This is a genomic window from Paraburkholderia kururiensis (assembly GCF_034424375.1).
Taxonomy (GTDB): Bacteria; Pseudomonadota; Gammaproteobacteria; order Burkholderiales; family Burkholderiaceae; genus Paraburkholderia; species Paraburkholderia kururiensis_A.
On sequence record NZ_CP139965.1, the window covers coordinates 171817 to 192981 of the forward strand.

The following is a 21165-nucleotide window of genomic DNA, read 5'->3' on the forward strand; positions in this document are numbered from 1 at the left end:
GTGTTCTCACTCGCAACACTGACCCTCGGAGCAGCCCTCATGACGCAAACCGCCTCGGCGGCGCCGGACGCGGCCACCGACCCTCGAATCGACCCACAGGTTCGCGCCTTTCTGCGAGAGATCAACAAGGACACGAGCCCGTTCTGGGAACTCCCCCAACCGAAACCGCAAGAGATCCTGACCGCGCTGCAGAACAAGACGCCGGTGGACATGTCCGGGGCGAGCACGACCGAGCAGACCATCACGCAGGATGGTCAGACCGTGAAGATCTACATCATGAAGCCGGATCAGGTGGCCGGTAAGCCGGGCGTGCTGCTGTTCATTCACGGCGGCGTGTGGATCGTGGGCAATTTCCAGAACCATCAGCGTCTGTTGCGGGACCTGGTGGTGGACTCCGGACAGATCGGCGTATTCGTGGAGTACACGTCGCTGCCCGCGGCGCGCTTTCCTACCCAGCTCGATCAGTCCTATGCCGCACTGAAATGGGTGGCGGCCCACGCCGGCGAGTTCGGCGCGGACGGCGGCCGCATCGCCGTGGCGGGCAATTCGGTAGGCGGCAACATGACTGCGGCGCTCACGCTCATGGCGAAAGACCGCGGCGGCCCGAAGATCAGCTATCAGGTGCTCATGATTCCGGCGACGGACGCGAGCGTGGACACCGCGTCCTATCACGAGTACGGCACCGGCCGGTTCCTTGCCCGCGCATTCATGAAGTACGGCTGGGACCTGTACGCGCCCACTGCCGCCGAGCGCAACAACCCCTACGTCTCGCCGCTGCGCGCGAGCCTGCAACAGTTGCACGGACTTCCGCCCGCGCTCGTCGTCACCGCGGAAAACGACCCCTTGCGCGACGAAGGCGAAGCCTACGCCCGCAAGCTCAAGGAGGCCGGCGTTTCGGTCATCGCCACGCGTTATAACGGGATGATCCACGACTTCGTGTTGTTGAACGGCATTCAGAGCGATCCCGAGCCGCAGGCCGCGATCCGCCAGATTTCGGCCGAGATCAAGGCGCATCTCGCGCCTTGATCCGGTCTGCCCAGCCATGAAGTGCCTGCTCGCCCTGCTCCCGGTGACGATTGCCGGCATCGTCAGCCGCAGACGCAACAGCGTGTCGCCGTGCAAGGCGGCGCGCGTCGCCACCTGCGGCGAGATGGCCGCCATGGTCGCGCACGAACTGGGACAGCCGCTCGCGGCCATCGGTGCGGAAAGCGCCGCGGCGCTGAACTGGCTGGGCAGGGATTCGCCCGACATCGACAACACGTTGTCGTGTCTGCGGCGTATCACGACGGAATGCCAGCGCGCCGCGGAGATCATCCGGCACCTGCGCGCGCTGACCATGCGCACGCCGCCGCACGTTGCGCCGCTCTTCATCAACGACGTGGTGGAAGAGGTTCTGCCGCTCGTGCGGCGCGAACTGCTGCACCACGACGTGACGCTCACGACACGGCTCGATCCCGACCTGCGCCCCGCGCTGGGCGACCGCGTTCAGCTTGCCCAGGTGATCGTGAATCTCGTGATGAACGGCATTCAGGCCATGGAGCGGGCCGCCGGCCCTGAACGCGAGCTCGTCATCGAATCGCGCGGCGACTGTCGCGGCCACGTCATCGTCGCCGTGCGCGATTCGGGCGTGGGCATCTGTACGGAACAGGCGCAGCGGCTGTTCGAGCCGTTCTTTACGACGAAGCCCGACGGTCTGGGCCTCGGGTTGTCGATCTGCCGCGCGATCATTCAGTCGCTGGGCGGCGAAATATCGATGCGAAACAATGACGGGCCGGGTGCCACCGTGGAATTCAGCGTGCCCACGGCAAGCGCCGTGCCCTGCGGATTCGGGCAGCGGAGCGCGTTATGACGGGGACGACAGGCGGCGCAAACGAGCCGACCGTCTTCGTGATAGACGACGACAGCGCGATGCGCGAGGCCGTGCAATCGTTGCTCGACTCGGTGGGTTTGAACGTGAAGCTGTTCGCCGCCGCACAGGCGTTCCTCGCGCTCGATCTGCCCGACGTACCCAGTTGCGTCGTGCTCGACGTCAGGCTCAAGGGACAAAGCGGGCTCGCGGTGCAGAAGCACATTGCGCACACGCTGCGCCTTCCCGTCATCCTGATGACGGCGCACGCCGACATTGCCATGTCTGTCGACGCCATGAAGGCCGGCGCCGTCGATTTCCTGTCGAAGCCCTTCCGGGCTCAAGACATGATCGACGCGGTGACGCGCGGGCTGGAGGCCGACCGCAAGCGGCGCGCAGCCGAACGCTCCGCAGCCGTGTTGCGCACCTGCTATGAACTGCTGACGCCGCGAGAGCGCACCATCATGACGATGGTGGCGAACGGATTGCTGAACAGGCAGATCGCGACCGAGCTGAACCTGAGCGAGATCACGGTGAAACTGTATCGCGGCCAGGCGATGAAAAAAATGCAGTCGCCGTCGCTCGCGGATTTCGTGCTGAAGGCCGACGCGTTGGGCCTCGTCGATCGCGAGAACCGGTTGGCGGGCAATGACTGATTGCGCGACTGAATACGCAACGGTGCGGGCAACCCGAAGACTCAACTGTTGCGCACCTTCGCCACGGCGGCGGCTTCGCCCGGCTGGTTGATGCCGAGCGCTTCCGCCTTGCGTACGAAGTCGGCGAGCGAACGCGATTCCATCTTCTTCATGGCCTGCCCGCGATGAATCTTCACGGTGATTTCGCTCAGGTTCAGCTCGGCCGCAATCTGCTTGTTCATGAGCCCGCTCGCCACGAAGGCCATCACTTCGCGCTCGCGCGCCGATAAGGTCGCGTACCGCCGGCGAAGATCGGCAAGCGAGCGGTGCTCGCTTCTCCACTGCTCGTCGCGTGCAAGCGCCGCCGTCACCGCATCCAGCATGTCCTGCTCGCGGAACGGCTTGGCGAGAAAGTCCATGGCGCCCGCCTTCATCGCCTTCACCGACATCGCAATGTCGCCATACGCGGTCATGAAGATGACAGGCAGATGCAGGTCCGCAGCCGCGATCTGCTCCTGAACCGCGAGACCGCTCTGGCCTTTCAGGCGCACGTCGAGAATGAGGCAGCTGGGCACGTCCGGCTTGTCGAACGCGAGAAATTCCGCCGCCGAGGCAAACGCCTCCACGCGCAGTCCCACTGAGCGAAGCAGCATGTCCACGGCCGTTCGCATCGACTCGTCGTCGTCGACGACGTAGACGATGGATTGCCCGGCCGGATCTTCCGCGTCAGTGCTCATGACACATTTCCTCATGGAGTGGCAACACGAACTGCATGACCGCACCCGGATGCTCGCGGGACTCGGCCCAGATACGGCCGCCGTGCGCTTCCACGATGGACCGGCAGATCGACAGTCCCATGCCCATGCCATCCTCTTTTGTCGTGAAGAACGCGCTGAAGAGACGATCGAAGTCTGCCTCGCAAATTCCCGTGCCGGTGTCTTCCACCACCACCTGCGCATGGCGCCTGTCGAATGCGCGTGTGCGAACCACGAGGCGCCGCGCCCCGGGCTTGATGCCCGACATGGCCTGCACCGCATTCAGCATGAGGTTGACCACCACCTGCTGCAACTGCACGCGGTCGCCGCGCACGCGCTGCGGCGCCGCCGAATAGTCGGTTTCGACGTCGACCTTTTGACTCTCCAGCTCGCGCCGAACGAGGTCGAGCGATTCTCTCACAACCATATTCAGATCGAGCACGGCCTCGTCCGGCGCGCGTTTGCGCGCCATGCCGCGAATGCGGCGGATCACGTCGGTGGAGCGCTTCGCGTCGCGAGTCATCTGTTCGATGGATTGCCGCGCTTCCGCCACGTCGGGCGTGGGCCGGTCGAGCCAGCGCAAAGCGGCGTCGCCCGCCGTTACGATGGCCGCGAGCGGCTGCGTCACTTCGTGCGCAATCGATGCGGCCAGTTCACCCAGCATCGTCACGCGCGTGGCATGCGCAAGTTCGGCCGTGGAGCGGTCGAGCGCGTCCTGCGCGACGACTCGCTCTGTAATGTCCATGAGCGCGCCGACATACTCGGCGTCGGCCTGCTGCGCCACCAGGTGCGCGACATAGTGGACGTGCTTCACGCGGGCGTCGGGCATCAGAAGACGAAACTGGATGTCGACGTACGGCTCGCCCGTCAACACGCGGTGCTGCGCTTCGCCCACGGCGGCGGCGTCCTCGGGATGAACGCGCGCCACGATCTGCTCGATGCCGGGCGCCACATCCGTGGACACTTCGAAAATACGGTACGTCTCTTCCGACCACCACATGGCCCCGTCGGCCAGCCGCGTGGCGATGCTGCCCGTGTGGCTGAGACGCTGCGCGTCCGAGAGAAAGGCTTCGCTGCGTCGCAACGCGTGCTCCACCTGCTTGCGGTCCGTGATGTCGTTGTTGGTGGCGAGAATGGCGACGGGCTGGCCGCGCAGGTCCCGCCACAGCGCCCAGCGGCTCGAGATCATCACGGTCTCGCCGTCTTTGCGCACGCGCTGCAACTCGCCTTGCCATCCGCCGGAGCGCAGCACTTCGCGGCGAATGTCTTCGAGCGAGATGGCGGCGTGCGTCCGCGTCAGTTCGTGAATGGGCTGGCCGATGGCCTGCGCGGCGGTCCAGCCGTAAAGCTTTTCCGCGCCCTGATTCCAGAACGTGATCCTGTCGTTCATGTCGTGCGCGACGATGGCATCGTGCGTGAGGTCGAGCAACTCGAGCCGCTCGCGCAGGATCGCCGTATTGGCCTGATCGCGCAGTGCGAGCATGGCCGTGGTCACGATGGCGAGCAGGCTCACCGCGCAACGCGCCACCGCGCCGCCCGAATAGTGCTCGTCGTGCGAGAGCGCGAAAGCGAGCAGCGTCAGCGCCACACACCCGTAAGCGACAGCCGTGGTCGTGCGGCGCGACCCCGTGGACGCCACCAGCAGCACCACGACGACGTACAGAACGGCGATGGCGATATCGAGCGGCGTGAACGCGTCGATGGCGAACACGACCAGCGCGACGGCGCCCGCCACCGCATACGGCAGGCCCGCGTTCTCACGCCAGAGCCTCGTCGATCCCGGATTCAACACCATCGCCATCCCGCGGCATGCCGCCCCAAGAAAAAGAAAAGCGGCATGCGCGCGTGTTCAACGCGCCGCATCCGCGCCACCGGTCTTCACGGTTTCCAGATGACGCGAGACCTCGGCGGCGTCCACAGGCTTGCTCAGCACACAGAGCGCGCCGATCTCGAGCGCCTGGCGGCGCACGAGGTCCGACGCGAAGGCCGAAATGAAAATGACAGGCAGCCTGACACCGCTGTCCAGAAGACGCCGGTACATCTCCAGCCCGGAAATGCCGGGCATCTGCACGTCGGAGATGATGCAGGTCACGCCGTCTACTTCGTCGCTTGCAAGGAACTGCTCCGCGGATGCGTAGAGCCTTGCCCCCCAGCCAAGCGAACGGACGAGGCTCGACGTTGCGACGCGCACGGACTCGTCGTCGTCGATAATCGAAACGATCGGATTCATGTGCAAACGACGGGTCCTCGGCCGAAATGACGCTGACAGCGGGCGGGACTGCCCGCTACGTCGAACCGATCTTAATGAAAACGCCCCGCCGCGAAAATCATATGTAGGTATAGGGGCGGCTGCATCGCGAAAGACGGCTTGCCGGCCCGTCAAGCCTCGATGAACGCGAGCAGGTCGGCGTTCACCTTGTCCGCGTGCGTCGTGCACATGCCGTGCGGCGCGCCCGGATAGACCTTCAGGCGGCCGTCGGGAACGATCTCGGCGGAAAGCCGGCCCGAATCGTCGAGCGGCACGATCTGGTCGTCGTCGCCCTGCAACACGAGCGTGGGCACGGTCATCTTCTTCAGGTCGCCGGTGAAGTCGGTTTCCGAAAACGCCTTGATGCAGTCGTACGCGCCCTTGATGGAGCACTGCATGCCCGCGTACCAGAACGCATCCACGGTGCCCTGCGACGGGCTTGCGCCCGCCCGGTTGAAACCGTAGAACGGCGTGGCCAGGTCCTTGAAAAACTGCGAGCGGTTTTCGATGACGTTCTTGCGAATGTCGTCGAACACGGAAAGGGGCAAGCCGCCGGGATTCGCAGGCGTTTTCAGCATGAGCGGCGGCACCGCGGCGATCAGCACAGCCTTCGCCACGCGGCCCGTGCCGTGCCGGCCGATGTAGCGCGCCACCTCGCCACCGCCCGTGGAGTGCCCCACCAGCACCGCATCTTTCAGATCGAGAAAGTCGATCAGTTCCGCCAGGTCGTCTGCGTAACGGTTCATGTCGTTGCCCGCCCACGGCTGGCTGGACCGCCCGTGGCCGCGCCGGTCGTGCGCGATGACGCGATAACCGCGCGCGGCGAGATACATCATCTGCGCATCCCACGCGTCGGCATTCAGCGGCCAGCCGTGCGAGAACACGACGGGCCGGCCTTCGCCCCAGTCTTTGTAGAAGAGTTCCGTGCCGTCTTTCAATACGAGCGTTGCCATCGTTCATGCTCCCGGTCGATGCCGCTTTCGCGGCGCTGCGCGAGGCAGGCCGCATACGGCGGTTCGCGCGACGCTCCGCTCGCCTGCCTCTTGCAGGCGGCCTGGTCGCGCACCGGCATCAGTATCGAAGCGCACGGGCCCGAGCCTTTTCGGTGCGAACCGGCGTTTTCCGATTTGCACGGTCGGCGCGCGCGCCGGCTTCGTTGCTTCGCGGCATGGGCTCACCCGCCGTCGTGCAAATCGGCTGCACGGCGGGCGAATTCGAAAGCCGCGAGGCACGCGAACGCTCAACATCGGCTCATGAATCGGCCACCCGGCCCTTGCCACGTCGCGATCTCCGCCCCACGAGAATGATCATCAGAAACCACGAGAACTGGCTTCGCATGCTCTTCGTCTGGAAGGGCTCGGTGCTTCGCACGATCATTCCGCAACTCGCGCTGCTGCTGCTCGTTGCGTTGTTCGCGCTCTTCACCGACGGCGCGATCTTCGGCGAAAAGATCCTGCCCGATACCACGCCCTTTACGCTGATCGGGCTGACGCTCGCCATCTTTCTCGCGTTTCGCAACAACGCGAGCTACCAGTGCTACGTCGAGGCGCGGGCGCTGTGGGGCGAGGCGCTCGTCGTCTCGCGCGCCTTCGCGTCGCACCTGTTGTGCTTCGCGCCCGCTGTCTCTCACGAGGACAGAGCCGAACTGGTGAAGCGCATCATCGCGTTCGCGCATGCGCTGAAGTCGCAATTGCGGCCCGTGTCCATGCTCGACGGCGCGCCACGCGCAGATTCGACGCACGCTGCCGCCAGCGACCCCATCGCCACAGCGAAGGCCTACCCCGCCGCGGCGATACTCCACGAAATGCGGCAACGCATTGCCGCGCTCACGACGGCGGGCGACGTGCGCGATACGTCGCTATACGTCTGGAACCAGCACATCGACGAGCTTCATGCCGTAGCGGGCGGCTGCGAACGCATCGCGTCGACGCCCATGCCGTTTCCGTATGCGGTGCTCGTTCACCGCACCGTCTACACCTACTGCCTGCTGCTGCCGTTCGGGCTCGTGAATTCCGTCGGCATCTTTACGCCGCTCATTTCCGTCTTTCTTTCGTACACGCTGCTGGCGCTGGAAGCCATCGCGGCAGAGATGGCGCAGCCGTTCGGCACGACACAGAACAGCCTCGCGCTGGATTCCATCGTCCGGCACATCGAACGAACCCTGCTCGAGATGTGCGGGGCGCCTCTGCCGCCGCCCATTCCCACCCGCGACGGCTATGAGCTGACCTGATTGTTCCCGCGCCGTTTGCGAGGCCAGCGCGATCTACGCCGTCATTCACGTTCATCGAAAAGGAGTCTCACCATGTCCAACGCTAATCACACCATTCACGCCACCGCCGCACGCCTCACGTCCGGCTTCGACGAGCGCGCCATCCGCGCAATCTCCGACGCGCTCAACCCGCTGCTGGCCGACGTGTTCGCGCTCTACCTGAAAACGAAGAACTTTCACTGGCACATGCTGGGCGCGCATTTCCGCGACTACCACCTGATGCTCGACGAGCAAGGCGTGCAAATCTTCGCCATTGCCGACGACATAGCCGAGCGCGTGCGCAAGATTGGCGGCACGACGCTGCGCTCCATCGGCGACGTGGCGCGACGTCAGCGCATCGCGGACAACGATGCAACCGGACTGCGTGCCGAGGTGATGCTGAACGAGCTGCGCCGCGACAATCTGCAACTGGCCGCCTTCATGCTGGAAGCACACGAAGTGTGCGAGAGCCATCGGGACGTGGCCACGGCAAGCCTGCTCGAAAACTGGATCGACGAAGCGCAGCGGCGCGCCTGGTTTCTCGCCGAAGCGTGCCGCTGACGCAGGCGCTCAACTTCCGGGCCGTCATTCCACGCCGGCTTGCGTTGGCGGCTGTTCGGCGGGCGGCCCGTTTCGCACGGAGTGTTTCCATGAAACCCATCGCCATGGGATCCATCAAGCCTTTGCGCCTCGTGGCGCTGGCCGCCGTGGCCGCGGCCGTGACGCACGTGGTCGGGCTGCCGACATTCACCGACGCAGTTCTCTCCGTCGGCACCGACATGCAGTTGCCGCTGGAGCGCATGGCAAGCGATGCGCCGGACGCACCCGAACCGGCACGACAAGCCGTGCGTCGCCATGAAACGCCCGCGCCCCCGACGAGCACGGCGCAACTGACCGGTTCGAGAGAGGTGCTGCGCCCGCGCGCGGCACATCGCGCACCGGGTTCGGCACCTGGCTACCGCCAGTCGATTACCGACTCGAAATACTGGACCTGAGGGAACGCGCGGCTGCACGCCAGGCCAAGCCACCCGTCGTAACGACGCGCGCGCTCACCGCACCGTGCGAATCCGAAACGCGTGCGGCAACGGCTCAATCGCGCCGAACGCGGATCGACGAGCATCGAAGCGAACGGAACAAGGAATCCGACATGGCCCGCAAGAAAGTCGTACGCATCTACAGCGAACCCGCCGGCGGATGGGGCGCGCTCAAGGCAACCGGCGAGGCGCTCGCGGTACAAGGCATCGCCGTGTCCGGCGCGAAGACGCTGCTGCACATGAACCAGCCCGAAGGGTTCGACTGCCCCGGCTGCGCATGGCCCGACCCGAAGCACACGTCGTCGTTCGAGTTTTGCGAGAACGGCGCCAAGGCCGTGGCCTGGGAAGCCACGGCGAAGCGGTGCACGCCGGCATTTTTCGCCGCGCACAGCGTGGCGGAACTCGAAACCTGGGACGACTACGACCTCGAAATGGCCGGGCGCCTCACGCATCCCATGGTCTACGACAGCGCGTCGGACCGCTACGTGCCCATCGAGTGGGACGCCGCCTTCGCGCTGATCGGCAAGCATCTGAATGCGCTCGACCATCCCGATCAGGCCGACTTCTACACCTCGGGCCGCGCCTCCAACGAAGCGGCATTCCTCTATCAGCTCTTCGTGCGCGAGTTCGGCACGAACAATTTTCCCGACTGTTCGAACATGTGCCACGAAGCCACGAGCGTCGGGCTGCCGCAGTCCATCGGCGTCGGCAAGGGCACCGTGCTGCTCGAAGACTTCGAGCACGCGGACGCCATCTTCATCTTCGGACAAAACCCCGGCACGAACAGCCCGCGCATGATGAGCGATCTGCACGCGGCGTCGCGCCGCGGCGCGAAGATCGTCTCGTTCAATCCGTTTCGCGAGCGCGCGCTCGAACGCTTCGCCGCACCGCAAGATCCGCTCGAAATGGCGACGCTAGGCTCCACGCCCATCAGCACGTTCCTGTATCAGGTGCGCGTGGGCGGCGACGTGGCCGTGCTCAAGGGCATGATGAAGGCGATTGTGGAAGCGGACGACGCGGCGCTCGCCGCCGGCGCGCCGCGCATTCTCGACACCACGTTCATCGCCGGCCACACCGTCGGCATCGACGCGTTGCTGGCCGACCTGCGCGCCACGCCGTGGGACGCGATAGAACGCCACGCCGGGCTCTCGCAGGCCGACATCACGAACGCCGCGCAGGTCTACATGAAGGCGCAGAACGTGATCCTCGTCTACGGCATGGGGCTCACGCAGCATCGACGCGGCACGGAGAACGTCCAGCAGATCGCGAATCTCGCGCTGCTGCGCGGCAATATCGGCCGCCCCGGCGCGGGCATCTGCCCCGTTCGCGGACATTCCAACGTGCAGGGCAACCGCACGGTGGGCATCACCGAAAAGCCCTCGCCGGCACTCATGGACGGCATCGAACGCGCCTTCGGTTTTCGTCCGCCTGCCGCGCACGGCCACGACGTGCTCGCAGCCATCGATTCGATGATGCGCGGCGACGCGCGCGTCTTCATCGCGCTGGGCGGCAACTTCGCGGCGGCCGTGCCCGACTGGGTTCGCGTGCAGGCCGCGATGCGCCGGCTCGACCTCACCGTGCATGTGGCGACCAAGCTCAACCGCAGCCATCTCGTGCACGGCAAGGAAGCGCTCATCCTGCCGTGTCTTGGCCGCACCGAAATCGACGTTCAGGCCGAAGGGCCGCAATCCGTCACCGTGGAAGATTCGATGTCGATGGTCCACGCGTCGGCGGGACGCAACGCGCCGGCCTCGGACCACCTTCGCAGCGAACCGGCCATTGTTGCCGGCATCGCGCGCGCAACGCTGGGCCACGCGTCGCGTGTGCCCTGGGAACAGCTGGTGGCGAACTACGACCGCATTCGCGACGCCATCGAAACGGTGTTCCCGATTTTTCAGGCCTACAACGAACGCATTCGCGTGCCCGGCGGTTTTCATCTGGCGTCGACGGCGCGCGAGCGCGTGTGGGCCACGCCGAGCGGTCGCGCGAATTTCCTCGTATTCAGCGGTCTGGACGAAGACCTGCATCACGACGACCCCGACGCGTTGCGCCTCACGACCATGCGCAGCCACGATCAGTACAACACGACGCTGTACTCGCACTCGGACCGCTATCGCGGCGTGTTCGGGCAGCGCGACGTGGTGTTCATGAATCCGCGCGAACTCAGCCGGCGCAACCTGCATCCGGGCGAACGGGTGGACATCGTCGCGCTCTCGAACGACGGCATCGAGCGCATCGTGCGCGGCTTCAAGGTGATCGAATACTCGCTGCCCGACGGCTGCTGCGGCGCCTACTATCCGGAAGCGAACCCGCTCGTGCCGCTCGACGCCTTCGATCCGCAAAGCCGCACGCCCTCGTACAAGTCGGTGCCGGTCAAAGTGGTTCGCACCGCCGCGGTGGGGCCGGACTCCGCTGCGTTCGCCGTGGCGTTCAACGCCGGGGAGCACGATCATGCTCGGTGACGTCGTCAGCCTCTCGCGTGCGCAGTTCGCTCTGACCGCGATCTTCCACATTCTGTGGCCCATCCTGACCATCAGCCTCTCCGCGTTTCTGCTGCTGGTCGAAGCGCTGTGGGTTCGCACCGGCGACGCGCTCTACTACCGCCATGCGCGCTTCTGGAGCCGGCTGCTCGTGCTCAACTTCGCCGTGGGCGTGGTGAGCGGCATTCCCATGGAGTTCCAGTTCGGCACTAACTGGGCCGGGTTCGCGCAGTTCAGCGGCTCGTTCTTCGGCAACATCCTGGGCTTCGAAGGCGCGATGGCGTTCATGCTCGAAGCGGGATTCGTCGGCGTGATGATGCTCGGCTGGAACCGCGTGTCGCCCAGGGTTCATCTGTTCGCCACGTCGATGGTCGCGCTGGGCTCCACGCTCTCCGCGTTCTGGATCATGGTGGCCAACTCGTGGATGCAAACCCCGGCCGGCGTGACGGTGGTGAACGGCAAACTGGTGGTGACGGACTACGTGGCCGCCATCTTCAATCCGGACATGGTGTGGGGCGTTTCGCACATGTGGGCAGCCGCCATCGAAACGGGCATGGTGGTGATTGCCGGTATCTCTGCCTGGCAGTTGCTGCGCCGCCGGCAGCCCGCGTTTTTTGCGCGTTCGTTCAAGCTTGCTCTCGCGGTGCTCGTTGTGGTCGCGCCGCTGCAGATCTGGCTGGGCGACTCCAGCGGCGTCAGCGTATTCGCGACGCAGCCCGCGAAAGGCGCCGCCATCGAAGGCCACTGGACCACCAACGCGCCCGGCACCGGCGCCCCGTGGTCGCTGCTGGCGTGGCCCGATCAACCGCAACAGCGCAACGACTGGTCGATCGAGATCCCGGGGCTGTTGAGCGTCATCGGCACGCATTCGCTGCACGGGCAGGTGAAAGGTCTCGCCGACTTCCCGCGCGCCGACCAGCCGCCGATGATCCCGCTCATCTATTACGCGTTCCGCGCCATGGCCGGCATCGGCTTCGTGCTGGCGCTGCTCGCGGTGTGGACGATGTACGCCCTGTACCACGCGCGAGGCGACCTGGCCCGGCTGCTCGCGCGGCGCAGGCTGTTGACGGCATGGGTGCTCTGCATTCCGCTGCCCTACGTCGCCGTGGAAGCCGGCTGGATCGTGCGCGAGGTGGGGCGGCAACCGTGGGTGATCTACGGGCTGCTGCGCACGAGCGACGCCGCATCGGCCGTGCCGCCTGCCTCGGTGACGGGAAGCCTCGCGATGTTCGCCGCGTTCTACGCGGTGCTGCTCGTCACGTTCTTCGCGCTCGCGCGTCGCTGGCTGAAGAGCGGCCCGGACCTCGCCGCTCCGCTGCCCCGTCCCTTCGCCATCCGCGAGCAGGCCACGACCGCGGACTATTGACCTCTTTGCGCGCCCTCTGCGGCGAAATGCCGATGAACACTTCCGCTCATTCCATGCTGGCCTTCACGTGGTTCGCCCTGATCGGCCTCATGCTCGTTTTCTATGTGGTGACCGACGGCTTCGATCTGGGCGTGGGCATGCTCACGTTGCTCAAAAGCGGCCGCGCCGAGCGCGACGTGATGGTCGAGTCGATCGGCCATGTGTGGGACGCGAACGAGACCTGGCTCGTCGTGGTGGGAGGCGCCCTGTTCGGCGCTTTTCCGGCCGCCTACGCGCTGCTGATGCAGACCCTCTACGTACCCGTGATGACGATGATCGCCGGACTCATCATGCGCGGCGCGGCCATCGAGTTTCGCCACGGCGGCCGGCATGGGCCGGCGTGGGATGCGGTGTTCGGCGTGGGCAGCCTGGTGGCCGCGCTCTCGCAGGGCATCGTGCTGGGCCGCATCGTCACGGGGCTCGCGCCCGGCGCGTTCGGCGTGGCGTTTTCCGTCGTCGCGGCAATCGGCGTGGTGACGGGCTATACGTTGCTCGGTGCAACTTACCTCGCGAAGAAAACAGTGGGCGCACTCGAACAGTGGGCGCGGCGCATCGCGTTGCTGAGCGCCGTGCTGACCGTTGCCGCCGCGGCCCTACTGACGGCGGCCACGTGGGCAGGCAACGCAGCAGGACGCGAACGGTGGCTCGAGCCCGGCGTGTTTCCGCTGCTTGCCGTGCTGGCCGCGTGCGCGGCGCTTTCGTTCGCGTGGCTCGTCGGGTCGCTCTATCTGGGCAGCGTGCGCGGACCGTTTCGCGCCGCCATCGTGCTGTTCGTCGCCTCGTTCACCGGTCTTGCCGTCAGCCTCTATCCCGACTTCGTGCCGGGCAAGCTGGGCATCCTTCAAGCCTCATCCGACACGGCCACGCTCGTGTTCATGCTGATCGGCATCGGCTTCGTGTTTCCGGTGATGATCGGCTACAACCTCTATCAGTACTCGGTCTTCCGCGGCAAGGTAATGGGTGCAGCGCGAGCGGGCGAGTGACCCGCCCGGCTCTCGCGCGATGACCCTTCAGCCGGCGTCCACGTCGCACAGCACCGAGGCAAGAATCATTGCGCCGTCGTTGAGCGGCTTGGGGCGGCTGCGCCGCGGATGGTAGACGAGGTCGCCACGCCGGATCGCGCGCCCGCTCATGGCGCAGATGCCGCTTCTGCGTGCGCGTGCCACGTGCCACAGCTGGTCGCCGTACGAGCAGTGCGTCGCATCGCGCCATGCGATAGTCACGGTGGTCGACGTGGGACGCTCGATCACGCTCAGCGAGACCGAGCGGCGCATCGCACTGCCCGGTTCCGCACGAGCGGATGACACCCCTGCGGAACCCGCCATGCGCAAAAGTTGCGTCTCGCGTCCACGCGCCGCAGGCCGCGCATCGCCGCCGCACAGTTGGGAAAGCAGGCCGAGTGTCTGCGTCCACGGGTCCACCGGGGTCATGTTCGTCGCGAAGTCCATTGCTGTCCTCGTTGTGTCGATAGATTGGATCGTTCAGGCGCGCTGCGCGGCGAACGTATCGTCGCTCCCGGTGCGCGTCGGCCGGCTGGCGTCGTCTACACGCAAGCCGCAGCACGGCATCCGCACCTCGGGAAAGGGCCCGGCCGTCAGCCACGCGTGCTTCGCCGGCAAAGCGCTGTCGGCTGCACGAAGAAAGGCCTCGCTGATCGCGAGGAACGCGGGAATCTGCTCATCGATCGACATGGGCCTTCATCCTCCAGCAGTAAGGGGTTTCGCCGACAAAGCGTTTGAACACCGTCGTGAAATGCGCCTGCGAGCGAAAGCCGCAGCTGAGCGCAACGTCGAGTACGCCGTGGCGCGTTTCGAGCAGCAACTGCTGCGCGTGCTCGATACGCCGCCGCATCAGGTATTCGTGCGGCCGCAAGCCGGTTGCGCGGCGAAACTGCGCCGCGAAATGCATGCGCGTGAGGCCGGCGCTCTGCGCCATGTCGGCAAGACCGATGGAATCGGCAAGATGCGCGTCGATGTATTCGACGGTGCGGCGCATGCGCCACGGCGGCAGCGCGGCTGCGCCGCGCGTGTTGCGTGCGTCGCGCCCGTCGACCGCGAAGTGCCGCGCGACGATGCGCGACACGATCGCAAGGCTCACGCTGTCGGCGAAGACCTTGCCGAGCGTGGCGTCCTGCGTATGCGAGACGGCAAGCGCCTGGCCCAGCCGTTCGAGCGCGGGGTCGCGCACGAGGCGCGGGTCGTCTATCACGATATCGCCCGCATACGGATGGCCGAACAGGTCCTCGTAGCATTCCGCGAACACCGCTTGCGACGCGAACAGATGCAGCACGTCGCTCGGCGCTTCGAACGCCGCGCGGCACGCCACGCCGGGCGCCGTGATCTGCGCGGCTCCGGCCGTCACGCGCCCTTGCACGAGCGTGCGCCCGGCATGCGAGAACGTCAGCGTGGTGCACTTCAGGTTGATGCCGATGCAATGCCAGCGCGGGCTACCGTTGTTGACCACTTCGAGCGGTTGCGCCGCGTTGCGGGTCCAGCGCGAGAGCGCGATGTCGGCATCACAGGCGGCGGCGCCGGGATCGCGCCACGCATGCTCGGCACTGATCGGACTGGACACCGGCCGCGAGCCGGCAAGCGCCACGGCATCGGAGGCCGAGGCGGCGGATTCGGAAAGTTTCGGTGACAAGAGAATCATGACTGGCTACCTGGGATCGTGAAGCATTGCGCGCGGGGCACTGCGGCGCGGTGAACACAAGGTATCGAAACCCGCTGCGCCCAACCAGCCGTACAAAGGCGTTGTCCGAAGCCATGAAAGGGTGGCTCAGGCCCGCCGATGGTTTGATCGCGTCATATGAAGGTTTAGTCGGGCACTGCTGCGGCGTGCATAGAGCACGGCGTGTAGACGGCCCAGAGCCCGACACAGTGGAAACGCGCCGCTTCTTGCGGCCGCGTGGTTGCAAAGCGGCACGCGGCTCGCGCACGAACCCAGGCGCAGGCGAACGCTGCGTCGGCAATCGGATGGGACGTTCTATACATCCGTATAGGTGGGCTTCGCAACGTGATGCGAGGACTGGCCACCATCGACTCACAAGTCATCGCCGCAGCGGGAATAAGTCGGACCCGCCGGTGTAAACAGGAATGACACGCCGCAGAGGCAAGCACGAAAGAGCCGCTCAGGCTTCGGTAGGCCCTGCGGTACGGGTCAACAGCGATCGGCCATCAACGATCGATCAACCGCGAAAAATGTTTCGCGCTCAACTCAACTGAAGGAGTCTCATCATGAAAACACTTGCCAGCCTCGCCCTCGTTATCGGTACCCTTGCCGCGCCCGCGCTGAGCTTCGCTCAAAGCACGACGCCCATCACGCGTGCGCAAGTGCGCGCCGACCTGATTCGCGTGGAGCAGGCCGGCTACAATCCGGCGATCGGCAACGACCCGCAGTACCCCGCCGACATTCAGGCAGCCGAAGCAAAGGTGGCTGCCCAACAGCAACAGGCCGCAGACGACGTAGGCGGCGCACCGATGAACGGCACCGCGGCAAGCGGCATGCGTGTCCACGCGGCAACGCGCGCACCGGCCTCTTGCGTCGGCCCCGTGAGCTTCTGCAACCTGTACTTCGGCAGCTGAGCGCTCATGCTGCGCGCACTGTCCCCGCTGCCCAGCCGGGCCCGGCCGACGGCCGGCTCCGCTGGGCACGCGCGGTCCTTCTTCGAGATCACATGAACTTCACTCACCTGCTCGCCTTTTACGAAGTGGCCCGCGCGGGCAGCATCAGCGCCGGCGCGGAGCGGCTGCACGTCAGCCAGCCGGCCGTGACGCGCGAGATTCGCGAACTGGAAGACCGTCTCGGCATGATGCTCTTCGACCGCCTGCCGCGCGGCGTCGCGCTGACCGAAGGCGGCAAGCTGCTCTACGAATACGCGAGCCGCATCTTCACGCTCGCGGACGCCGCCGGGAAAGAGCTGGCGGAACTCGCCGGCCTCGGCTCCGGGCACATGAAGATCGGCGCGAGCGGCACGCTCGGGGTGTACTTCGTTCCCGATGCGATCGCGCGGTTCAACGTGCGTCATCCCCACGTCGCCATCGACCTCACCGTCACGAACACCGAACGCGTGGAAGCCGGGCTGCGCGATCTCACGTTCACCATCGGCTTCATCGAAGGGCCGTTCGACGACTCCATTCTTCACGCGCGCCGCATCGGCTCCGACGAGATCGCGGTAATCGCGGCGCCGGGGCATCCCTGCGCGGGCAAGAAGCTGCGCGCGCGCGAACTCGTGGATCAGGCCGTCATCATGCGCGAACCCGGCTCGGGTACGCGCGCCATCATCGAAGAATCGTATCGGCGCGCGGGGCTCGACATCGAACCGCTCATGTCGGTGAGCGATACGGAGGCGATCAAGCGCATGCTGCTTTCGCAGCACGCACTCGCCTATATCTCGACGCTCAGCGTGACGGAAGAATTGCGGCGCGGCGAGCTGACCATCATCGAGGTGGAGGACCTGCACATCGTGCGGCCGCTGCACATGGTATGGGCCAAGGGACGGTCGCTGTCGCCCAGCAGCCAGGCGCTGTTCGACCTCGTGGCAAGCGGCACGCTCGATGCAACGGCGGCCGAAGCAGACGCAGTCGGCGCTTCCGAAGCCGTTGGCCCCGAAAGCGCCCGCAGCCTCAGGCAAAGCCGCCGTTGACGTAGACGATCTGGCCGTTCACCCATTCGCCGTCGTCGCCCACCAGAAACGCCACGGTTCCCGCAATGTCGTTCGGCTGACCGAGCCGCTCGAGCGGCGCGAGATGCGCGAGGTGCTCGATCTGTTCCTGGGTCTTGCCCTTCAGGAAGAGTTCCGTCGCCACGGGGCCGGGTGCCACGGCGTTCACGGTAATGCGCTTGCCGCGCAGTTCATTGGCAAGCACACGCACCATGCCGTCGACGCCCGCCTTCGAGGCGATATAGGCGCCATAGCCCGGAAACGACTTGGCGATGACACTACTGGAAAACGCGACGATGCGCCCACCTTCGCCCAGATGCGACAGTGCATGAGCCATGATCAGATAGCTGCCTCTCAGGTTCACGCGAATGGTGCGGTCGAACACGTCGAGTCCTTCCGGCACGATGGGCGAGAGCGGCATGATGCCGGCGCAATGGACGACGGCATGGAGGCGACCGAACGTGTCCATCGTGCGGCGGTAGAGCGCATCGACGTCCGCGGCTTCGCTCACGTCGCCTTTGACGGCGACGGCCTCGCCGCCGCGCCCGACGATTTCCGTGACGAGTGCATCGGCTCCGGCGGGATTGCCCGCATAGTGGCCGACCACAGCGAATCCGTCCGCTGCCAGACGCAAAGCCACGGCCTTGCCAATGCCGCCCGAGGCGCCCGTGACGAGGGCGACTTTCGACGCATTCGACATTTCTGCTCCTTTTTCAGTGTGGTGAGGCACCGGCCTGCCCGGTGCGTGTCCCACTATGCGCGCCGCACCGACACGATGTTTTTCGATTTGCACGCTCTGAAAGCAGACAAACGCAGACACTGCGAAAATCGGCGTAACGCATGAATGCGATGTGCCCGCAAAGGCGCTGCGAAAAGCATTTCAAGACGGTTTTCGCAGCATTTTGGTTTTGTATAATCGCCGCAACTTTCTTGTCGCGACTTCCCGCCGCCGCAGTTCAGGGAAAGTTGTCCACACGCCCGTATCGGGACCTGCCGCATGAACGAGCCAAATGCCGAGGCGATAGCCGCGCCGACACAGAAACCGTTGAATGCGTCCGCGCACGTTGCGAACGAAGCGCTTGTCGAAACAGACGGGCTGTTCCGCGATGCGCCCATTCCGATTCTGATCGAGGACTGGTCGGGTATCAAAGCGTGGGTCGACTCGCTCAGAACGAACGGCATCGACGATCTCGAGTCCTACATCGATCAGCACCCCGAGGTGATCGACAAGCTGCGTGAACTGCACACGTTCGTCGATGCCAACGACGCGACGCTCGCACTCTTCGATGCCGCGTCGAAGGAAGTTTTTTTCGAATGGTCGCGCGAGTTGCTGCCGGCGAACCGGTTCAGCAACTCGCAGGTGCTGCGCGCGATGTTCGAAGGCCACGCATCGTGCCAGGGCGAACGCGTTCTCACCACGCTCACGGGCCGAAAAGTGCCCATCGTCTGGCGCTGTTCGCTGCCGAAGGACATCGCTCAATATAGGCGCCTGCATTTCTACGCGTTCGACGTCACCGAGCACAAGGAAAACGCCGACCGGCTGCAGGCGCTGCGCGCGCAGATGGCGCGCACGGCGCGCGTGTCGATGGTCGGGCAGCTCGTGGCGTCCATCACGCACGAGATCGGCCAGCCGCTCGGCGCGGTCCGCACGGGGCTCGACGCCGCCGTGCGCTGGCTGGATCGGCCCGAACCCAACGTGACCGAAGCGCTCGCCGCGTTCCGCCATGCGTCGCAGTGGACCGACGACATCGCGGGCATCTGCCGGCGTCTGCGCGGCTTTCTCGCGGGCGCGCCGGTGGAGGCGGTCGAACTCGACTGCGCCGAGATCGTGGATTCCGCGATGCTGCTGATCGCATCGGAAGCGAACGCACACGCGATCACGCTGGCAAAGGAGATCGAGCCCGCAGTCACCGCCTACGCGGACCGCATCCAGCTGCAGCAGGTGCTGACCAATCTCCTGATCAACGGCATCCACGCGATTGCCGCCGCGAGCGCCGCCGGCCGCGCGCCGCTGCTGACCGTGCGGGCACGCCGCTATAACGACTCGCAGACGCTTTTCGAAGTGGTGGACACGGGCGGCGGCATCCAGGCCTTGCAGCCCGACGCGATCTTTCAACCGCTTTCCAGCACCAAGAGCGACGGCATGGGCATGGGCCTGCCTATCTCGAAGTCGATTGTCGAAGCGCACGGCGGCGCGATATGGGTGGCGGACACGGGCGACGCGGGCACGCGGTTCTGCTTCACGCTGCCCCGTTCGGCTCGCGCGCACGGCACCGGCAGACTCGTCGCGCACGCCACGCGTGCGGCCTTGAACGGCAACGACGGTTCGCGCTGAAGCAGCGCAATGCCCATGCACCGTTCCCCGGACTACAGCCACGCCGACGCAACGGCTTCGCACCGTCTAGCGCCGGCAACGTTGGCCACCATCGTGCTCGCGAATGCGATCGAATTCTTCGACTACTTCTGCTACACGGTCTTCGCCGCCTTCATTGCGCGTGCGTTCTTTCCGCATGCCGTGGGCGCATACGGACCGCTGCTCTCGCTCGGCACGTTCGCGGCCGGATTCCTGTCGCGGCCTGTCGGTGCGCTCGTCATCGGTACGCAGGCGGACACGGCCGGGCGCAAGCCGGCGCTGTTGCTGACGGGGGCACTCGTCACCGCGGGCTCGCTCGGCGTGGCGCTCACGCCGGGCTATACGACGCTCGGCGGATTCGCACCGATAGCGGTATTGCTCTGCCGGATCCTGCAAGGCGTGGCCGTGGGCGGGGAAATGGGCTCGTCGGGGGCCTTGCTGATCGAGCATTGCCCGGCCGGACGAAAGAGTCTGTACGCCGGCTGGCTGATGGCGGGGCAAGGGCTCGCGCTCGTCGCGGCAGGCGTTTGCGGCATCGCGCTGTACGGTCTGCTCACCGCGGAGCAGATCGGGCGATGGGGTTGGCGCGTGCCGTTCGCGCTCGCCGCCGCGCTCATTCCCGTGCAGATCTACCTGCGCCGTCATATTGCCGAGACGTGGCAGCCGCCGCACGAGGCGCAGCCGTTTCGCGGCATGCTGGCCCGCTTGCGCGGGCAATGGCTGCTCGCCGTCGTGCTGATCTTCGGCGGCACCGTGCCCACCTATGTAGCCACTTACGCGACCACGTTCGGCGTGGCGGGCGCGTCGCCGTCCGCCTACGCCTCGTTCATGACGACGGCGGCAGTGGGCATGGTCACGCTGGCGCTCTCGGTGGCAGGGGGCCGGCTCGCGGACGGCATCGGCCGCGTGCGCACCATCGCGCTCGCCCGCGCGCTGACGATGTTCGCCGTAGTGCCCGCGTTTCACTACGCGGCTACGCATCCGCAACCCATCGCGCTCTTTTGCGTCGTCGCGCTGTTTGCGGGGCTCTCCGCACTCGCGGGTGGGCCGACCATCGTCGTGATCCTCGAAATGTTTCCGGTACGCGGGCGCGCCCTCGCCATGTCGTTCGTCTATGCCACGGGCGTCGCGCTGTTCGGCGGCACGACGCCGTTCGTCGTTGCCTCCGTCGCCGCATGGAGCGGCTCGCACGCGGCCGCCGGGTGGTACGTGTTCGTGTCCGCCGCCGTCACGTTGATCGCCCTGCTCCTGTTGCGCGCTTCGAACACCGCGGGCGCGCAAGGCCCCGCCGCCAGCGCGTAGCGCGGCGCGTTAGTCGCGGGTTAGTCGCGCGAGCACGGCATCGTCGCCGTGCGAATCGGCAATGCCCTCACGTTTGCCGACAGCGCGTGCCCCGCTCGCGCGCCACACTCCTTTCCGTCGTCCAGCGCAATGCGCGGCAACCGGCGCGCGCGATGCGGCGCCGCCCCATCGTCGTTGACCCTACGGAAAGGATCGA

General features: G+C 66.0%; 21 protein-coding genes. 13 read left to right on the plus strand and 8 right to left on the minus strand.

Annotated features, from left to right (window positions below):
* Nucleotides 1-39 precede the first annotated feature (39 nt).
* The 3 genes from U0042_RS00855 to U0042_RS00865 are packed head-to-tail and all read left to right on the plus strand — an operon-like array spanning nucleotide 40 to nucleotide 2502.
* Nucleotides 40-1026, plus strand: a complete 987-nt coding sequence (locus U0042_RS00855) for an alpha/beta hydrolase (RefSeq protein ID WP_232833448.1) — start codon at nucleotides 40-42, stop codon at nucleotides 1024-1026.
* Nucleotides 1027-1042: 16 nt separating this feature from the next.
* On the plus strand, nucleotides 1043-1849 hold the full coding sequence (locus tag U0042_RS00860) for a sensor histidine kinase (RefSeq protein ID WP_114812277.1): 807 nt from the start codon (nucleotides 1043-1045) through the stop codon (nucleotides 1847-1849).
* Nucleotides 1846-2502 carry a response regulator transcription factor gene (locus tag U0042_RS00865; protein WP_114812278.1) on the plus strand — a complete coding sequence of 219 codons (657 nt, stop codon included), beginning with the start codon at nucleotides 1846-1848 and terminating at the stop codon, nucleotides 2500-2502. The genes U0042_RS00860 and U0042_RS00865 overlap by 4 nt, the downstream gene beginning before the upstream one ends.
* 41 nt (nucleotides 2503-2543) lie before the next feature.
* Here the strand turns inward: U0042_RS00865 and U0042_RS00870 are convergent, their stop codons facing one another.
* The 4 genes from U0042_RS00870 to U0042_RS00885 form a co-directional block, all read right to left on the minus strand.
* Entirely contained in the window at nucleotides 2544-3218 is a 675-nt protein-coding gene (locus U0042_RS00870; protein ID WP_114812280.1) for a response regulator transcription factor, read from the minus strand.
* A complete protein-coding gene (locus U0042_RS00875) occupies nucleotides 3208-5031 on the minus strand; it encodes an ATP-binding protein (RefSeq protein ID WP_198665354.1) in 1824 nt (607 codons plus the stop codon). The genes U0042_RS00870 and U0042_RS00875 overlap by 11 nt, the downstream gene beginning before the upstream one ends.
* A 54-nt stretch (nucleotides 5032-5085) precedes the next feature.
* Complete coding sequence (locus U0042_RS00880) at nucleotides 5086-5472, minus strand: response regulator transcription factor (RefSeq protein ID WP_114812283.1); 387 nt, start codon at nucleotides 5470-5472, stop codon at nucleotides 5086-5088.
* Nucleotides 5473-5615: 143 nt separating this feature from the next.
* On the minus strand, nucleotides 5616-6437 hold the full coding sequence (locus U0042_RS00885) for an alpha/beta fold hydrolase (protein ID WP_114812285.1): 822 nt from the start codon (nucleotides 6435-6437) through the stop codon (nucleotides 5616-5618).
* 350 nt (nucleotides 6438-6787) lie between these two features.
* Between U0042_RS00885 and U0042_RS00890 the strand changes: the two genes are divergently transcribed.
* The 6 genes from U0042_RS00890 (at nucleotide 6788) to U0042_RS00915 (ending at nucleotide 13634) form a co-directional block, all read left to right on the plus strand.
* Nucleotides 6788-7714 carry a bestrophin family protein gene (locus U0042_RS00890; protein ID WP_114812287.1) on the plus strand — a complete coding sequence of 309 codons (927 nt, stop codon included), beginning with the start codon at nucleotides 6788-6790 and terminating at the stop codon, nucleotides 7712-7714.
* A 72-nt stretch (nucleotides 7715-7786) separates the two neighbouring features.
* Nucleotides 7787-8293, plus strand: a complete 507-nt coding sequence (locus U0042_RS00895; RefSeq protein ID WP_114812289.1) for a Dps family protein — start codon at nucleotides 7787-7789, stop codon at nucleotides 8291-8293.
* Nucleotides 8294-8382: 89 nt separating this feature from the next.
* Nucleotides 8383-8727 carry a hypothetical protein gene (locus tag U0042_RS00900; protein ID WP_114812291.1) on the plus strand — a complete coding sequence of 115 codons (345 nt, stop codon included), beginning with the start codon at nucleotides 8383-8385 and terminating at the stop codon, nucleotides 8725-8727.
* Between the two features lie 152 nt (nucleotides 8728-8879).
* Entirely contained in the window at nucleotides 8880-11228 is a 2349-nt protein-coding gene (locus U0042_RS00905; protein ID WP_114812293.1) for an FdhF/YdeP family oxidoreductase, read from the plus strand.
* Nucleotides 11218-12612 (plus strand): cytochrome ubiquinol oxidase subunit I, encoded by a 1395-nt coding sequence (locus U0042_RS00910; protein WP_114812295.1) that lies wholly within the window; start codon nucleotides 11218-11220, stop codon nucleotides 12610-12612. Before U0042_RS00905 ends, U0042_RS00910 begins: the two co-directional genes overlap by 11 nt.
* A gap of 32 nt (nucleotides 12613-12644) precedes the next feature.
* Nucleotides 12645-13634, plus strand: a complete 990-nt coding sequence (locus U0042_RS00915) for a cytochrome d ubiquinol oxidase subunit II (protein ID WP_114812464.1) — start codon at nucleotides 12645-12647, stop codon at nucleotides 13632-13634.
* Nucleotides 13635-13661: 27 nt separating this feature from the next.
* Here U0042_RS00915 and U0042_RS00920 read toward each other — a convergent pair whose 3' ends face one another.
* The 3 genes from U0042_RS00920 to U0042_RS00930 are packed head-to-tail and all read right to left on the minus strand — an operon-like array spanning nucleotide 13662 to nucleotide 15303.
* Complete coding sequence (locus U0042_RS00920; protein WP_114812297.1) at nucleotides 13662-14099, minus strand: DUF3331 domain-containing protein; 438 nt, start codon at nucleotides 14097-14099, stop codon at nucleotides 13662-13664.
* Nucleotides 14100-14132: 33 nt separating this feature from the next.
* The gene (locus U0042_RS00925) at nucleotides 14133-14342 is read right to left on the minus strand and encodes a hypothetical protein (RefSeq protein ID WP_114812299.1); all 210 of its coding nucleotides are present in this window, start codon (nucleotides 14340-14342) and stop codon (nucleotides 14133-14135) included.
* Nucleotides 14329-15303 (minus strand): helix-turn-helix domain-containing protein, encoded by a 975-nt coding sequence (locus U0042_RS00930; RefSeq protein ID WP_114812301.1) that lies wholly within the window; start codon nucleotides 15301-15303, stop codon nucleotides 14329-14331. Before U0042_RS00930 ends, U0042_RS00925 begins: the two co-directional genes overlap by 14 nt.
* A 584-nt stretch (nucleotides 15304-15887) precedes the next feature.
* On the opposite strand from U0042_RS00930, the gene U0042_RS00935 reads away from it, so the two are divergent.
* Nucleotides 15888-16235, plus strand: a complete 348-nt coding sequence (locus U0042_RS00935; protein ID WP_114812303.1) for a DUF4148 domain-containing protein — start codon at nucleotides 15888-15890, stop codon at nucleotides 16233-16235.
* Nucleotides 16236-16327: 92 nt separating this feature from the next.
* Complete coding sequence (locus U0042_RS00940) at nucleotides 16328-17296, plus strand: LysR family transcriptional regulator (protein ID WP_114812305.1); 969 nt, start codon at nucleotides 16328-16330, stop codon at nucleotides 17294-17296.
* Here U0042_RS00940 and U0042_RS00945 read toward each other — a convergent pair.
* Nucleotides 17277-18014 carry an SDR family oxidoreductase gene (locus tag U0042_RS00945; protein ID WP_114812307.1) on the minus strand — a complete coding sequence of 246 codons (738 nt, stop codon included), beginning with the start codon at nucleotides 18012-18014 and terminating at the stop codon, nucleotides 17277-17279. The two genes, U0042_RS00940 and U0042_RS00945, sit on opposite strands and share 20 nt — an antisense overlap.
* A gap of 297 nt (nucleotides 18015-18311) precedes the next feature.
* Here U0042_RS00945 and U0042_RS00950 point away from each other — a divergent pair, with 297 nt between their 5' ends.
* Together U0042_RS00950 and U0042_RS00955 are read left to right on the plus strand one after the other, a co-directional pair.
* Nucleotides 18312-19649 (plus strand): PAS domain-containing sensor histidine kinase, encoded by a 1338-nt coding sequence (locus U0042_RS00950; RefSeq protein ID WP_114812309.1) that lies wholly within the window; start codon nucleotides 18312-18314, stop codon nucleotides 19647-19649.
* A gap of 15 nt (nucleotides 19650-19664) precedes the next feature.
* Nucleotides 19665-20969: an MFS transporter gene (locus U0042_RS00955; protein ID WP_114812466.1), complete on the plus strand. Its 1305-nt coding sequence runs from the start codon at nucleotides 19665-19667 to the stop codon at nucleotides 20967-20969.
* The last annotated feature ends 196 nt before the right edge of the window (nucleotides 20970-21165 follow it).